Annotated in this window: 13 protein-coding genes and 1 tRNA gene; 8 read left to right on the forward strand and 6 right to left on the reverse strand. The window is 61.2% G+C overall.

Going from position 1 to position 15,426, the window contains the following annotated elements:
* Positions 1-277: 277 nt before the first annotated feature.
* From F6X24_RS10425 to sucC, 3 genes are all read right to left on the reverse strand, one after another.
* Positions 278-349: transfer RNA gene (locus tag F6X24_RS10425), tRNA-Arg, on the reverse strand.
* 148 nt (positions 350-497) lie between these two features.
* The gene (locus F6X24_RS10430) at positions 498-1,478 is read right to left on the reverse strand and encodes an aldo/keto reductase (protein WP_151087940.1); all 981 of its coding nucleotides are present in this window, start codon (positions 1,476-1,478) and stop codon (positions 498-500) included.
* Between the two features lie 209 nt (positions 1,479-1,687).
* On the reverse strand, positions 1,688-2,884 hold the full coding sequence (gene sucC, locus F6X24_RS10435) for an ADP-forming succinate--CoA ligase subunit beta (RefSeq protein WP_151087941.1): 1,197 nt from the start codon (positions 2,882-2,884) through the stop codon (positions 1,688-1,690).
* A gap of 253 nt (positions 2,885-3,137) precedes the next feature.
* Between sucC and F6X24_RS10440 the strand changes: the two genes are divergently transcribed.
* Both F6X24_RS10440 and F6X24_RS10445 read left to right on the forward strand, forming a co-directional pair.
* Positions 3,138-3,794: an ABC transporter ATP-binding protein gene (locus F6X24_RS10440; RefSeq protein WP_151087942.1), complete on the forward strand. Its 657-nt coding sequence runs from the start codon at positions 3,138-3,140 to the stop codon at positions 3,792-3,794.
* A gap of 281 nt (positions 3,795-4,075) precedes the next feature.
* Positions 4,076-4,930, forward strand: a complete 855-nt coding sequence (locus F6X24_RS10445; protein ID WP_229725022.1) for a hypothetical protein — start codon at positions 4,076-4,078, stop codon at positions 4,928-4,930.
* Between the two features lie 85 nt (positions 4,931-5,015).
* On the opposite strand, the gene F6X24_RS10450 is transcribed toward F6X24_RS10445, so the two are convergent.
* A complete protein-coding gene (locus F6X24_RS10450; protein ID WP_151087943.1) occupies positions 5,016-5,474 on the reverse strand; it encodes a BLUF domain-containing protein in 459 nt (152 codons plus the stop codon).
* Between the two features lie 274 nt (positions 5,475-5,748).
* Between F6X24_RS10450 and F6X24_RS10455 the strand changes: the two genes are divergently transcribed.
* The 6 genes from F6X24_RS10455 to F6X24_RS10480 all read left to right on the forward strand — a co-directional run bounded on the left by F6X24_RS10455 (position 5,749) and on the right by F6X24_RS10480 (position 12,862).
* A complete protein-coding gene (locus F6X24_RS10455; protein WP_151087944.1) occupies positions 5,749-6,048 on the forward strand; it encodes a hypothetical protein in 300 nt (99 codons plus the stop codon).
* 494 nt (positions 6,049-6,542) lie between these two features.
* On the forward strand, positions 6,543-7,652 hold the full coding sequence (locus F6X24_RS10460) for a zinc dependent phospholipase C family protein (RefSeq protein ID WP_151087945.1): 1,110 nt from the start codon (positions 6,543-6,545) through the stop codon (positions 7,650-7,652).
* Positions 7,653-7,975: 323 nt separating this feature from the next.
* Complete coding sequence (locus tag F6X24_RS10465) at positions 7,976-9,142, forward strand: cytochrome-c peroxidase (RefSeq protein ID WP_151087946.1); 1,167 nt, start codon at positions 7,976-7,978, stop codon at positions 9,140-9,142.
* Positions 9,143-9,388: 246 nt separating this feature from the next.
* Entirely contained in the window at positions 9,389-10,075 is a 687-nt protein-coding gene (locus F6X24_RS10470) for an RNA polymerase sigma-70 factor (RefSeq protein ID WP_151087947.1), read from the forward strand.
* Positions 10,076-10,136: 61 nt separating this feature from the next.
* Positions 10,137-11,282: a FecR family protein gene (locus F6X24_RS10475; protein WP_151087948.1), complete on the forward strand. Its 1,146-nt coding sequence runs from the start codon at positions 10,137-10,139 to the stop codon at positions 11,280-11,282.
* Between the two features lie 956 nt (positions 11,283-12,238).
* Positions 12,239-12,862, forward strand: a complete 624-nt coding sequence (locus F6X24_RS10480) for a hypothetical protein (protein WP_151087949.1) — start codon at positions 12,239-12,241, stop codon at positions 12,860-12,862.
* 143 nt (positions 12,863-13,005) lie between these two features.
* Here F6X24_RS10480 and F6X24_RS10485 read toward each other — a convergent pair whose 3' ends face one another.
* Both F6X24_RS10485 and F6X24_RS10490 read right to left on the reverse strand, forming a co-directional pair.
* Positions 13,006-13,413, reverse strand: coding sequence for a hypothetical protein (locus tag F6X24_RS10485; RefSeq protein ID WP_151087950.1), 408 nt, complete (start codon positions 13,411-13,413; stop codon positions 13,006-13,008).
* 75 nt (positions 13,414-13,488) lie between these two features.
* On the reverse strand, positions 13,489-15,411 hold the full coding sequence (locus F6X24_RS10490) for a T9SS type B sorting domain-containing protein (RefSeq protein ID WP_151087951.1): 1,923 nt from the start codon (positions 15,409-15,411) through the stop codon (positions 13,489-13,491).
* Positions 15,412-15,426: the final 15 nt, after the last annotated feature.

The following is a 15,426-nucleotide window of genomic DNA, read 5'->3' on the forward strand; positions in this document are numbered from 1 at the left end:
TGAGGAGCGCTTCGGCATAGGAGGCGCCCAACTAAACTCCCGAAGCTGGCACCGGGCCCGCAGCAATGCTTAACGCTTATCGATGCCAGCGCGTGCTGGCAGATTGCTCGGCCGCCGTTGCTGCTTCACTAGCTGGCCAGGAAGTAGCTTCCATTATCTACCCGAAAACCAAGGGTACAGCACCCGGCTTGCCACAGTAGGGGGAGGCTATTTATGAAATATAGTATAAGCTGCATATAATAAAAAAGGCCTTCACAATACCGTGAAGGCCTTTTAGTGGTCGCGTTAGGAATCGAACCTAAATCTAGAGCTTCGGAGGCTCCTATACTATCCGTTGTACTACGCGACCCGTTGCGGGGCTGCAAAAGTAGCTACAAAAGCCGGGGTGGCCAAACGCAGGCTGGTTTTTATCCGGCTTGTGGCTCAGGCGAAGCATCCAGGCAGCAATTCGGGCGGCTAAAAATTGCCTGTCTGGCGATGCCGCAATGCGTCACTACCTAGCTAAAGCCTAATACCGGATGCGGCTGATAGGGCTCTTCAAGGCGTTTTATCTCCTCGGCTGAGAGCCGTACATCTACGGCGGCCACGGCATCTTCGAGGTGGCCGGGCTTGCTGGCGCCCACGATGGGGGAAGTGATAACGGGCTTGCTCAGCATCCAGGCCAGGGCAATCTGGGCGTTAGGCAGGCCGCGCTCCTGGGCAATTTCCGTCACGCGGTCGGCCACCGCAAAGTCGTCGTCGCGGCCATACAGGCTTTTGCCGAAGTTGTCCGTTTTGGCGCGCTCGGTTTCGTTGCGCTCCTTCAAGCGCCCGCCCGTGAGCAGCCCGCGCGCCAGCGGCGACCACGGAATAACGCCGATTTTCTGGTCCTGGCACAGCGGCAGCATCTCGCGCTCCTCCTCGCGGTATACGAGGTTATAGTGCGGCTGCATACTCACGAAGCGCGTCCAGTTGTGCTTATCAGCCAGGTACAGCGCCTGAGCAAACTGCCAGCTGAACATTGACGAGGCGCCGATATAGCGGGCCTTGCCAGCCTTTACCACGTCGTGCAATGCCTCCAGGGTTTCTTCAATAGGCGTGTTGTAGTCCCAGCGGTGTATCTGGTAAAGGTCCACGTAGTCGGTGCCCAGCCGCCGGAGGCTGGCGTCGATGGCGCTCATAATGTGCTTGCGCGAGAGGCCTTTATCGTTCGGCCCCGGCCCCATCGGGTTAAAGACCTTGGTGGCTAGTACCAGCTCGTCGCGCTTGGCAAAGTCGCGCAGGGCACGGCCCACTACTTCCTCACTTGCGCCGTTGGAGTACACATCGGCCGTGTCGAAGAAGTTGATGCCTAACTCCAGCGCTTTTTGAATGAAAGGCCGGCTGGCTGCCTCGTTCAGGGCCCAGGGCCAGCGCTCGGTGGGGGTGCCGTAGGTCATGGTGCCCAGGCAAATTTTAGAAACCTGTAAGCCAGTGTTTCCTAAGCGGGTGAATTCCATCGGAAAAGGAAAAGAGTAATTGAATTAAAAAGAACGTCATGCTGAGCTTGCCGAAGCATCTCTGTCGCGCCGTCTGATTAGTACCCCTGGCGCCGTGGTAGAGATGCTTCGGCAAGCTCAGCATGACGTTCACTAGGTTTAGGGAGTAAACCAAAAAAGCCCGCCCAGGTTACCGGACGAGCTTTTTCATACATTCAATTTTAGCTATATTACGCAGCGGCCAGCACTTCCTTCACGCGGGCGGCGGCATCTTTCAGCAGCACGGCCGACTTCACCTGGAGGCCGCTCTCATCGATGATGCGGGCGCCCTCTTCGGCGTTGGTGCCTTGCAGGCGCACGATGATGGGCACGCGGATATCGCCGATTTTCTTGTAGGCTTCCACCACGCCGTTGGCTACGCGGTCGCAGCGCACAATGCCCCCGAAGATGTTGATGAGGATGGCTTTCACGTTCGGGTCTTTCAGGATGATGCGGAAACCCGCCTCTACCGTCTGGGCGTTGGCTCCACCCCCCACGTCGAGGAAGTTGGCCGGCTCGCCGCCGCTCAGCTTGATGATGTCCATCGTGGCCATCGCCAGGCCCGCGCCGTTGACCATGCAGCCCACGTTGCCGTCGAGCTTCACGTAGTTCAGGTTCGAAGCCGAGGCCTCCACTTCCAGCGGGTCTTCCTCGTTGAGGTCGCGCAGGGCCACGAAGTCCTTGTGGCGGTAGAGGGCGTTGTCATCCAGGGTCACCTTGGCGTCAACGGCCAGAATTTTGTTGTCCGATGTCTTCAGCACCGGGTTAATCTCGAACATGGCCGAGTCGGTTTCATCGTAGGCCTTGTACAAGGCCGTCACGAACTTCACCATTTCCTTGAAGGCATCGCCCGAGAGGCCGAGGCCAAAGGCAATCTTACGGGCCTGGAAGCCTTGCAGGCCCACGGCGGGGTCCACAAACTCCTTGTGGATTTTTTCGGGGTGCGACTCGGCAACCTCCTCGATATCCATGCCGCCCTCGGTAGTATAGATAATGACATTTTTACCGCTGGTGCGGTCGAGCAGCACGCTCATGTAGTACTCCTTGGTAGGGCTTTCGCCGGGGTAGTACACATCCTGAGCGATGAGCACCTTGTGCACCTTGCGGCCTTCGGCGCCGGTCTGCTTGGTCACGAGCTGCATGCCCAGAATCTGGCCGGCGATGTCTTTTACCTGCTCCAGATTTTTAGCGAGCTTCACTCCGCCGCCCTTGCCCCGGCCGCCGGCATGAATCTGGGCCTTGATAACGTACCAGCTGGTGCCGGTTTGCTCGGTGAGCTTTTTGGCGGCTTCTACGGCTTCTTCGGCAGTGTCGGCGGTGAGGCCTTCCTGCACGCGCACGCCGTACTTTTTCAGGATTTCCTTGCCTTGATACTCGTGAATATTCATCGGAGGGGGTAGGGGTGGAGTTTTTTACTGGCGCGAAGGTAGGGCCGGATGCGGGAATGGGGAGCGTAAAAATCGTCTGTAATTGCGAGCCTGCGAAGCAAGCGCACCCGAACGAGTCGTGCGAGTGTCGTTCGGGTGCGCTTGCTTCGCAGGCTCGCAATGACAAAGTGCTGTCTAGGCTCGTTAGCGCCCAACGCCCGGCCCCCTTTGCGCGTAGCTTTGCCTTCCTACTATCTGTTTTCCTTCGTTCGCTTTGCTACAAGCTATTAACCTCCGTAAAAGCTACAACTCGCTGGAAGTGCTCAAGGGCATCGACCTTACCATTCAGCGGGCCGAGATTGTGAGTATCGTGGGGTCGTCGGGCGCCGGAAAAAGCACGCTGCTGCATATTCTGGGCACCCTTGATAACCCCGACTCGGGCGAAGTGCTGTTTGATGGCGAGTCGGTAACGAGCCTGGGCCGCACCTCGCTGGCCAGGTTTCGCAACCGCCACATTGGCTTCGTGTTTCAGTTTCACAACCTGCTGCCTGAGTTTACGGCCATTGAAAACGTGTGCCTGCCCGCTTACCTGGCCGACCGCTCCGAAAAAGAGGTGCGGGTGCGGGCCCGCGAGCTGCTCGGCCTGCTTAATCTTGACCACCGGGTCGACCACAAGCCCAGCGAGATGAGCGGTGGCGAGCAGCAGCGCGTGTCGGTGGCCCGCGCCCTTATCAACTCGCCCGAAATTATTTTCGCCGACGAGCCTAGCGGCAACCTCGACTCGAAAAACGCCCAGGAGCTGCACGAGCTGTTTTTCTGGCTGCGTAAGGAGTTCGGCCAGACTTTCGTCATCGTAACCCACAACGACACCCTGGCCCAGATGGCCGACCGCACCATCGTGATGCGCGACGGCCATATTTTGGAGGAGTAGCGGGTAGAAATCCAAAAAAGACCTTCCTGCTGAGCTTGTTGAAGCAGCTCGCTTGCGCCGTTAGGTTAGTAATCTAAAATCTAATGAGGCGGGCGAGCTGCTTCGCAGGCTCGGCAGGACGTTCTTTTTTAGCTTTTCTAACAAGATGGCCCGCGCTAAGCCGGTTGGAAAATCGCCCTGCTCGGAATAATTTTTAATTGCCCGTTAAAGCGTCTGATAATCAGCGATAAAATTTGCTAAATAAATTGGCTTTCGGGGCACCTTCTTTAGCCTGGCTGGGTTTGATATTCGTACTACAGAACGATAACCGGCCGCCGGCCACCCCAACCATGACCGAAGTCACCAAAGCCCCGAAAGAAGCTACCGCCAAAAAGGCTGCTCCCCGCGTGGAGAGCTATGACATCGCCAAGTCGGACGAGACGCTCGACCTGGCGAAGGACCTGGCTAAGTTTATCAAGGAAAATAAGCTCAGCACCCAGGTGCAGGGCAAGGAGTTTGTAAACGTGGAGGGCTGGCAATATGCTGGCTCACGCCTGGGCATCGTACCCATTGTGGAGCACGTCATCAACGTCAGCTCCGAGCAAGAGATTAAGTATCAGGCCAAAGTAACGCTGTTCGATATGCGCTCGCAGCATACCGTGGGCGCCGGCTTCGCCATCTGCTCGAATAAGGAGAGCGGCAAGAAGTTTTACCAGGAGTTTGCCATTGCCAGCATGGCCCAGACGCGTGCCATCGGCAAAGCCTACCGCAATATCCTGGCCTGGATAATCCGGGCGGCCGGCTACGAGCCCACGCCCGCTGAGGAAATGGAGTACACCGGCAATGTGCCTGCCCCCGCCTTGGCCCCGGCCGTAGCGGAGCCCACGCCCGTGATGCGCGCCGTAACCACTGCCCCGGCCCTGCCAGTAGAAACCCCTGCCGCCGAAGCGCCCGTTGCTTTACCGGTGCAGTATGCTACGGCTTCGCAGAAGGAAGAAATCATCCGCCTGCTGAACCACCCGCTCATCACGCGTCAGGAAAAGACGAAGATGCTGCTCAATATCAACCGCCTCGATGAGGAGCGTGCCACGCAGGCCATTGCCAAGCTGCGCAAAGCCATCGAAGACCGTGAGGGCACGACGGCCGTAGCTGCCTAGTAGCTTAAAGAAGATTCTGATTACCAGCCCGGTGCCGTAAGGTGCCGGGCTTTTTTGTTGAGTGCTGCCAGAAGTAAAGGGGCGGTTAAGCCAGCTGGTTAGTATACGCCTGCGGCGGCGTACGCCGCACGTAGTCGAGCAGCCGGTTGAGCAGCGTACTGGATAAAGCAGGTATCAGAGGCAGTAGAAAGGAGGCGGAAGACGTATCTACAAAGCCCAGCAAGGAAGCCAGGCTGGTGTCGGGCGCTGCTGCGTGGAAACCCATGCGCCACTCGCCAAAGCGCCGCACTGCCAGGGGGCCACTGGCCAGAATAGTGCAATTTTGGTGGCGTGGGTCGCGGGCAATATGCTGGTATAGCCCCATCACCTGAGACCGTTCGCCTTCCAGCACCTGAATAAACTTACCAGAAGGCACATAGAGCAACAGGCCGGTTACATCCTGCTTAGTATTGTAGTTTCGGGCGTGAAGCAGCAGGTCTTGCAGGTCGGCTTCGGTGAAGGCCTGGGTAGCCAGGCTTTCGTAAACGAGATAAAACAGGGGCATAGCGCTTAAAAGAGTATCGGCCTGCTAAGGTATAAATGCAAAGGCTGGATTCAGCTAAAGCAGGCCCGACACAGCGTTATTCTTAGTTAAATTCGCGTTTACAGGGTTGTGGACTGAACAAAACCCAGAGCCGGCTGGACCTTCGTCGGCCAGAGCGGCTTTGCCACCAACGGCAGCGCCTTCGGCAATACCAACGCACCGACGGCACGGCCGTGGCCTTTTTGCAAACTAACGGCAGTTTAGCCGAAGTGTTTGGGAAGAGCGTGCCTGCGTATTGCCGGGCATTCGGGTGCTGCTGGGGGGCATCGCGCCTACGAGTGCCAGCTTTCGGTTGTACATCACCAGCGGCAGTCTGGCCGAAGCCCTGCCTGGTATCAGCAGCTTTAGCCACGTAAGTGCGGCAAGCGGCAGCAGCATTATGCTTACCAGCGCCAACCTCGACGGTACCACCTACGTGAGCCTGGATAGTGTAGCCGTAGTGCCGACCCGCGTGGCCAGAGCCAGCCAGAGCTTCGTAGTACCAGCCAGCACGAGCACTTGTGTAGCGCGGGCTAGCGTCGAGGCTCCGTGTTGACGGTGGAGTAGTTGCGTAAGTCTGCCGAGAGCCTTCGCATGGGCTGTCCGGGGTGTTGTTTATATAGCTTTTTACAGAATACCAAAAAAGCTGGAAATCAGTCTATGCCGGCGACGATAAGTAAGAATGTCCTGGTAGCTGAACGTCATAAGCGCATTTTAAAACGCAAAAAAGTAGAAGCCCGCGTGGGGGTAGGCGATGCGCTGTGCATCTGTTGCTGGTCAGAACCGCTGCTTTGGGTGCGGCTCCCGGTTTTTACTGGCCTTCTTAATTGATGCACGATAACTTTTTTAGCCGGCGCTTACAGGGTGCGCCTTTCCGGCCACTGCTGAAAACGGGGAATCTACAGCTGCTCATTTCTGGTGGCCTGCCCTGGGAGGTGGCTTTTAGGAAGGCCAGCCGCAGCTTAATTGACCGGCCCCCTGGCAAACTGCTTCCCCAAACCATCGCGCGGCATACCCTGCGCACTGCCCACTAAACCGGCGTTCTTTCGTATGCGCGCGGTTCTGCTGCTGGCTTTGCTAGGCTGCGCCTCTTCGGTCGCTGCTTTTTCGGCCCTGACCCACCAGGCGGTGGTGGATTCCTGCTGGGCACATAACCTGGTGCCGGTGCTGGAAAGTCGTTACCCCGGCGCTACGCCCGCCGAGCTGCGCGAAGCCCGCAGCTACGCCTACGGCGGGTCTTTACTCCAGGACCTGGGCTACTTCCCCGGCAACGTGGCTTTCTTCTCCAACCTGACGCACTACGTGCATACGGGCGACTTTGTGGGGGCGCTCCGCGATGAGGCCCACACCCGCAACGAGCTGGCTTTTGCCCTTGGCGCGTTGGCGCACTACGTAGCGGATGGCGTTGGGCACCCCACCGGAACCAATGCCGTCACGAACCTCGTATTCCCCGAGCTCACTGCCCGGCTGGGCTGTCCCATCACGTATGCCCAGGCACCGCGCCAGCACGCCCAGGTTGAGTTTGCCTTCGATGTAACCCAGGTGCAGGCGGGGTACTACCGGTCGGAGGAATTTCACGAGGCCATCGGGCTTCGGATAAGCGAGCCGGTGCTGGCGCGGGCTTTCTGGCGCACCTATGGCTTGCAGCTGGCGCAGGTGCTGCCGCACGAAAAGCGGGGCCTGGCTGCGTTTCACTTCGTGGCGGCCGAGCTGCTGCCCGCCGCCGTGCGTGCAAGCGAATATGTGCCGCCTGGTCAGCTGAGCCGCCTGCCAACGACCGACCGGCTGCGCTATTACGAACGGATTAATACCGGGCATTTTCGGCGGCGCGGGGGCCCGCGACCCGACCATTTGAGCCTGGGGATGCACCTGCTGGTCTGGCTGCGGCCCACCCTGCCCCGGCTGGGAGTAGCGCCCCAGCTGGCGTTTCGCCCACTACCGCCCGCGGCCGAAGCTACCATGCAGGCCAGCTTCGGCCAGGCGATTGTGCGCTACCAGGCGCTGCTGGCCGACCCAGGCGCCCCTTTACCTAACCTGAACCTGGATACCGGGCGGCTGACTCAGCCCGGCGACTATTCCTTGGCCGACCGCACCAACACCCTGTGGATTCGGCGGCTGGCGAACGCCCGACGTGGGCATCTGGCACCGGCCGTGCAGTAAAACAACTGGCTTTTTTAGGCCGGGTTCTCCCGGCTTTGCAAGCGAAGCCGGGAGAACCCGCCTGGTGCTGACCTGGCTGCTGCTGCGGCCAGTGAAGCAAGTAGACTGAACAGCAAAAAGATATTTTTATCGGCTTACTGCCATGTGTTTAGCTGAAAAAAAGTGCGTTAAACAGCTATGTGTCAGGCCGGCGTAGGGGTAGGGCTGGCCTCATGCATCTTCCTGCCAAGCAGCCTGGTTGCCTCCGCAGCACCGAAGCCCGCCGGACTGATAAAGCTGCCTGAACCAAGTACGTTAAGCCGTCACTCGCTAGCACTCTGTCTATGCCTGCCTCCACTACTACTCAGCTTACTACGCTGCTGGCCGCGGCGGCCTTGCTTGTGGCAGTAGCTGCTTGTCAAAAGCAAACTACTGCCCTTATCCCCGCGGGCACACTGGCGGCGCTCCCACTTACTGCCTTAAGTCCGGCCGATAACCCTACCAGTCCGGCGAAGGTTGACCTGGGTCGCGCCCTGTACTGGGACCCGGTGCTCTCGGGTGGGCGGGACGTAAGCTGCGCCAGCTGCCACCATCCGGCCACTGGCTATGCCGACGGGCTCGACCTGGCCATTGGTGAAAACGGGCAGGGACTCGGCGCGGCGCGGCATTTCCGTATCCCCAATACTATTCCCTTCGGCCAGCGCAATACTTCCACTGTACTCAACAGCGCCTTCAATGGCCTGACCCTTACTGGCTCGGTAGACCCAGCCCTCGCCCCGATGTTCTGGGATAGCCGGGCCAACTCCCTGGAAACCCAGGCCCTGCTACCCGTGGCCAAGCTGGAAGAAATGCGCGGCCATCAATATGCCGAAGGGGCTGCCCCCGACTCGGTGGTGGCGCGCCTGCGCCGTATTCCAGCTTATGAGGCGCTGTTTCAGGCCGCCTTTCCTCAGCCGGCGCCCATCACGGCAACGACCATTGGCCAGGCGCTGGCTTGCTTCGAGCGTACGCTGGTAGCCACCAACTCGCCGTATGACCAGTACCTGCGGGGCAATACGGCTGCGCTCACGGCCCAGCAGGTGCAAGGCATGCAGTCGTTCTTGCAGAGTGGCTGCGGCAACTGCCACAGCGGCCCTATGCTCAGTGACTACCAGCTGCACGTGATGGGCGTGCCCGATAATGCCAAGAACTTGACTTCTGATACGGGTGCTAACGGTACTTATGCCTTCCGCACCCCCAGCCTGCGCAACGTGGCCCTGACCGCGCCCTACATGCACAGCGGGGCCGTAGCCAACCTGGCCGCCGTACTGGATTTTTATGACAACGGCCGGGACGGCACCACGGCCAACCCCCACGTGAGCGCCCGTCAGCGTGACCCGCAATTCCCTAACCGCGTCCAAAACAAGCAGGCCATCATTGCTTTTCTCAATTCACTTACTGACACCAACTACGACCGAACCGTGCCTGCCACGGTACCCAGCGGCTTAGCAGTGGGTGGTAATATTCAGTAAAATGCATGCTTGAGTTGCTTTTTCCCGCCAGCTTCTGCAATGCGTTGACGCAGCGCAGCGCACATGTGCGCCCGCTCCGTGTTTCTACCTTGCCAGTGGCCATGCTGCTCGCGCGCCTGCTGAGCCAGCCCAGCAGCCCCCGGGCGTAGCGGCAACCATCTTTTATCTATCTTGTATAAGACACGTATCACTTGAGTAAAAACTACTGGTTGAGCCAGCTGCGGGCCGCTATTCCCTCCTCATCTAATGGCCGTTCCCGATGATGATGCGCTGAATGCCCGCCTGTCGCTGCTGCGCAAGGCTGACCCCTCCGCGTTTATCGAACTGCTTTTCAAAACCTTTTACGCCCCCCTCGGGACCGTAGTGTACCGCGTCGTGTCCGACCGGGATGTGGTAGAGGACATATTGCAAGATGTATTTATGCGAATATGGCAAGGCATGGCCGCCCTGCCGGAGATAGCGTCGTACCGGGCCTACCTCACCCGCATGAGTCTGAATGCCGCCATTCGCTACCAGCAGCGGGCGCAGCGTCAGGTAGCCTGGGATGATGCCCCGCCCGACACTGCGCCGGTGGCCCCCAATGCGCTGGCCGAGCTACATGCCTCCGAAACTGCCGAGGCCGTTGCGGCTGCCCTGTCGCAGCTGCCGCCCCAGTGCCGCATTGTGTTTGAGCTGAGTCGCTACGAGGAAATGAGCTACCAGCAGATAGCCGATGCGCTGGAAATATCGCCCAAAACGGTGGAGAACCAGATGGGCAAGGCGTTGCGCATTATGCGCCGCGAACTGGCCGGCGTATTGAAAAACCTGTATTGGCTGCTGTTTTATATGAGCACCGCCAGCCTGAGCGCGCACCAGCTACCTGCGTTTCACCACAGCGGGTGTGCGGGGCAGCTCGGGCATCTGCGCTATTTTTGCGGGGTCGCGTGGGGGTAGCGCAGGGCTGGCGTATCTGCTATTCATCCGGGCTATTTTTTCAGGCCAACTTATTCTCCCTATGACGCAGCGCTACTCCGACCCGGCCGATGCCCCTTGGGTGCTGCTGGCCCGCCACCTGGCCGCCGAAGCCTCGGCGAGCGAGCGGGCGGAGCTGCGCGCCTGGGTACAGGCCGACCCTACTCATCTGCAAATCCTGACCACCGTCACCCGGGCCTGGGAGCGGGCCAGCGAGGCTACGCCTGGCCCGGTGCTGTTCTCACCCGCCGACGTAGAAGCTGCCTGGCAGCGCTTCCGGCCGCTAATGACTGCTGCCGTATCGACCCCGGCCGCCACGCCGGTTGTGCGTCCGCTTTGGCCCATCAGGCAACTGGCCGCTGCCCACCGCTGGCAACTGGCCGCTGGCCTGGCATTACTGCTGGGTGCGGGCTATGCGTTAGCAAAATCGGGGCTTTTTAAACCCCGGGAACAGGTGTTGACCTACGCCAGTGCCGCTGCTCGCCGTGCGGTGCGGCTGCCCGATGGTAGCACCGTTTGGCTCCACGCGCATTCGCGGCTGCGGTATGCAGGAGTAGGGCCGGAGCCGGCCCGTGGGGTGCGGGCCGTGCAGCTCACGGGTGAAGCGTATTTTGAGGTGCTGCCCAACCCGGCCCGGCCGTTTGTGGTGAGTACGACCACGGCCCGCGTACGGGTAACCGGTACAGCTTTCAATGTGCGCGCCTATGCCGCCGAAGACTCTGTAGAAGTTAGCGTAACCCACGGGCAAGTGTGGCTCTCGCACCTGGCACCCACCGACAGCGTGCAGCTGCTGGCGGGCACCCGGGCCGCCCTGCACGCCTCCGATGCGCCCGGCCGGATAGCCGCCCGCCTGCGCAGCAGTCCGGCCGCCGACCCCAATTTCCGGGCCTGGCAAACGGATACGCTACGGTTTGTAGATGCGCCGCTGACGCAGGTAACCCAAACGTTGCGGGCCACCTTCGGCACGACCATCGAGCTGCGCGATGCCGGCCTGGGGCAGTGCCGCTTTACCGGCACGTTTCCGCACCCGCAGCCGGCGGCCGTGCTGGCGGTGGTGGCAGCGGCTACGGCCAGCCGCCTCGCGCTCGACGAGCGCGGCAGCTACCAGTTGCAGGGGCCCGGCTGCGCTACCCCGGCTTCGGGGCTTCAAACTCCGGCGGCGTCGGCTACCCGCACGCCCCGGCCGTGACCTGCCAGCGGGCACACCACTACAGCGGCCGACTGGCCTGGCCGGTGCTGATGCTGTTGGCCTTGCTGGCCCTGCGCCCAGCGCGCGCACAAACCGTTACCCCAGCGCTAGCCCGGCTGGTGCAGCCGGCGCCGGGCACCCGTTCGCTGGGCGCGGTACTGGCTGAGCTGTCGCGCCAGGGGCATCTGCCGCTCAGCTATAGCAGCTCGCTGGTACCCGTGGCGCACCCTTGTACCTTGCGGCCCGGCCCCGCCCGGCCGCTGAAGGTGATATTGGGGGAAGTGCTGGCTGCCGAGCACTTATCCTACGGGCTGCTGAATGGGCAGCTGGTACTGTGGCCCGACCACGTGGCCGCGCCTCCAGGGGTGGCAGCGGTGAATGGGCGGGCTGCCTCCGCCGGCTTTCTTCCCGCCTCACCCTCCTCAAGCGCTATGGCGGCTGGCCGGGCCGGCAAAGCAGCTAACCCAACTGTATCACCCAGCGGCTCACCAGTGCCGGTAAGTGAGCACTCAAAGTCTTCATTAACAGATAGTAAGCCAGTGGCTGCCAATGGCCTTGCGGCCGACCAGCACACTCAGGTAGAGCGCGCGGGCAAACCCTTGCCTACTGTTACGGCAAGAAATAAAAAGGCAGCGACCAGCCCGCGTCAAGCCTTAGGCAAGCAAGCGCTACCCGGCCGCCCGGCCGTTACCCCCGTGGCTGAGCCCCGCACGGCCCTGCCTGTGCCTCAAAAGTCAGGCAGCGGTGCTGCTTACTCTAGAGCTATAGCTCGCGCTAAGTCAGTAGAGAAAAAAGCCCTTAGCCAGGCGGCGACAGCTGCCCGGCCTGGCAGCCGCCGAAGGCCGGTGCGTATACTAAGCCTGAACCGCCGCCCAGCGCCGCGAGAACCAGCTTTTTCAGCAGCTTTGCCCCCCGAGCCGGGCCCGGCTCGGGGGGCGATAGCCTTGCTAGCGCCAGTGCCGGCCTCGAACGTGCTCGTCTCAGAGCCCACCGGATTGCCCCAGGCGGTGCCGCTGCCACCGGACCTGAAGCCCAGCCCAAAGCAAAGTTTGCTGGCTGGTTCAGCACTATCCGCCGTAGCTGAAAGCACTAATCGGCCGGCGCTGGCTGGGCTGCTGCACCGCGGCTACCTGCATGGGGAAGCCTGGACCAGTGAAACCCTGCCGCTGAATGGGGCCGTTAAGCTTGGCGTGCCGCGTATTTACCTGGTGCTGGGCGCGGCACTCGGGCTATTTGACCATCAGTCGGGCCCAAGCTGGGGAGTAGGTATCGGCACCGCCGGCCGCAGCCGGGGGCGCTTCACGCTCAGCCTCGACCTGATGCAGTGGTTTGTGGGCGGCGACCGGGAGGCGCCGCCGAGCCTGCTTACGCAGCTGCGGCCGCTGCTGGCCTGGCAGCTCAGGCAGGGCAGCCGCTGGCAGCTGCTGGCCGGCCCTACCCTGAACCTGGCCACTGCTCATCAGGAGGGCCCGCGCCTCCACTGGCCGCTGGGCCAGGACCAGTGGCTCTGGCTCAGCTCCGACCGCGGGCCGGACCTGCTGCGCCTCTGGCCCGGCCTGCAAGTAGGGCTGCGTTTTTGAGCAAGGGTTTGCTACCGGTTGCTTAGCGCTTTCAGCAGGCAGTAGCTTGCTGTTCATATTAAAAATTACTTATATAGTAAAAAATCAGTGCATCCGGTAAGCTGCCGGATGCACTGACTGGTAGCGGCGGCGTTGCCAGCTCCTTAATTGGAGCCGGTAGTGCTAGTCGTAGTTGTGGTGGTGTTTACGCTGATGCAGCCCAGCTCGACCAGTGGCCCGGCGCTGCAGGTGTTCACATCGTCGGCATCGCCATCATTGCGCTTGATGGTGTAGCCCACCAGTACTTTCTCGCCGGCCTTGGCGTGGAAGTTGGTCCAGTTTGGGCCCGTCGGTATCACGTAGGTGCTGTCGGAAAGGTGCAGCACCAGGCCGCAGCCGGTGGTCTTGCTCAGGTCTACCACCACGGCGGCGGTGTTGCAGGTGCCGCCCGTGGGGCTGCAGCTGCCTTTTGTGCCGTCTTTCTCAAAGCAGCCGGTGAGCAAGGTGCTGGCACCTAAGGTAAAGAGGGTAAGCGCGGCGAAAGCCGCGCGGCGGGCAGAAAACATGTTCATAAAAAAGGTTGAAAAAGTGAGTTGAAAAAAGAAAAAGGGTAACTAAGAAATAGAGCAGGAGCGAGCGGCGTAGCGTTAGGGTATTACTTCCACCCAGCCCTTGTAGCGGCGGCCATCGGTGAAGGTGACGAGGTAGTAGTAGATGCCCCCGGCGCCGGCACCGGTCCAGCTAAAGCTGCGCGCGGGCGACTGGTACACCAGCCGGCCCCAGCGCGAAAAGATGCTGACGCCCGCAAACTGCGCGTCGCAGAAATCGGGCGGGAGGGCCCGGTCAAGGGTGAAGACATCGTTGAGGCCGTCGCCATTGGGCGTGATGATATTAGGCGGGCGAAAAGCCAGCGAGTCGCCGGGGCGCACCACCTCGAAGCGGATAAGGCGCGTGAGCTGGTGCGGGGTGCAGATGTTGCCGGCCTGGGCCAGCGTAAAATGCACCAGCAGGCCAGTTGGGCTGGCCGTGGCCGGGCCACAGGCCGGCTGCCAGCTAAAGGTGGCAGCAGCGCGGCCGTTGCCATTTTGGGCGCTAAAGCTCATGCCCACGGCAGCCAGGTCAAAGCCCTCACCGGCGGCGGTTAGCGTCAGCGCATTCGGAGCCGCATCGGTGCCGAGCAGGGTAGCCGTATAGGGCTGGCCCAGGGCCACGCGCACAACGGCGGGCGTAGTTTCGGGCACTGGCTCGGGTGGAAAGCTGGTTGTAAGAACCGGAGTAGTGCTCAGGGGCGGGGCAGCCGTAAACGCCACCCGTATCGTGTCGTGCTTGGGCAGCGAGCAGCCATTGTCGGCCACTACCACGTTGAGCAGGTAAACTTTTCCCTTGGTATCGGCACAGGTGGGAAAGCAGAGCGTGGCCGTGAGCGTATCGGGCTGGCCACTGGCGCGCACCGTGCCGCCGGTGCTGGTAGTAAAGCTGGGGGCCGTAGCCGGGTCGGTGAAGTTGAGGGGTTGCGCCGTGAGGGTAAGCGTCGAGTTAGGGTCGGGGTCGGTATAGCGAATGGTGAGGCAGTGCGGGCCACCGGGCACGAGGTGTACCGTATCGCGGCCCGCCTGGTAGCGGCGGCCCGCGGCCTGCACGGTCACCACGGGCGGGTTGTTGCTGGGGCAGTTAAGCACGTAGAGCTGAAAGTCACGGCGGGTTTCACCGATTTTCACCCCCTTGCGGTACTCTGCACAACGTACCCCGAACACAAACAGCCCCAGGCGGCTCGGCCGCACCGTCAGGCGCCCGGTGTGGGCGTCGATGCCCAGCGCCGGCGCGCCCGGAATCTGGTTAGCGGTACTCAGCCCGGTGGTCCAGTTCACGGTGGTGTAAGGCGCGGCGGCCGGCAGCGGGGCGGGGTTGAGCGCGGTTGAGTGGCCATTAAGCGGCGTCACCATGTCGTAGGCCAGCGAGTCGCCATCGGGGTCCTGCCCACCAAAGTCGTAGTAAAACAGGTTGTTCAGGCAGGCATAGTCGCCTAAGGCCGGAAAAATGCGCGGGGTAGAATCGATAAACGCCGCCCCGTTGCGGACCACGGCCGGAAACTCCAGGTAAAAGGTCTGGGCCGCCCCGCCGGGGTCCACAATGTTGCTGATGGCCAGGTTGCGGCAGCAGCGCTCCACGGCGGCATAGTAGCCGCTGGCGCTGGTGTAAGTAGCCGCGTCAAGAATAATATCTTTACTATATATCAGCTTGCGGGTGCTGAGCGAGCCCACCGCGCAGGCGGGGTTGGTGTAGCTCACAAACGTATTGCTGGTGAGTGGCAGCACCACGCTGGCGAGCTGCCGGTTGGTCGCTTTATCGAAAATGCCGGCCGTGAGCGCCTGGTCGAGCGCCGCCGCGTTGCCGTTAACCGCATCGAAATAAAGCGTAAGGGTGAGGGTATAGGTGCTGCCCGACTGGTGCAGCAAATCCATTTCGCCGCCCACAATGTGCGTTGCCCAGGCCGGCCCGGCAAGCAGCAGCAGCAGGCCGCCCAGGCTACCCCGTAGCCAGCCCCACCAGGTAAAATAGCATGGTGTCATCGACTTTCGTAGAAA

The sequence above is a fragment of the Hymenobacter baengnokdamensis genome (genome assembly GCF_008728635.1).
Taxonomy (GTDB): domain Bacteria; phylum Bacteroidota; class Bacteroidia; order Cytophagales; family Hymenobacteraceae; genus Hymenobacter; species Hymenobacter baengnokdamensis.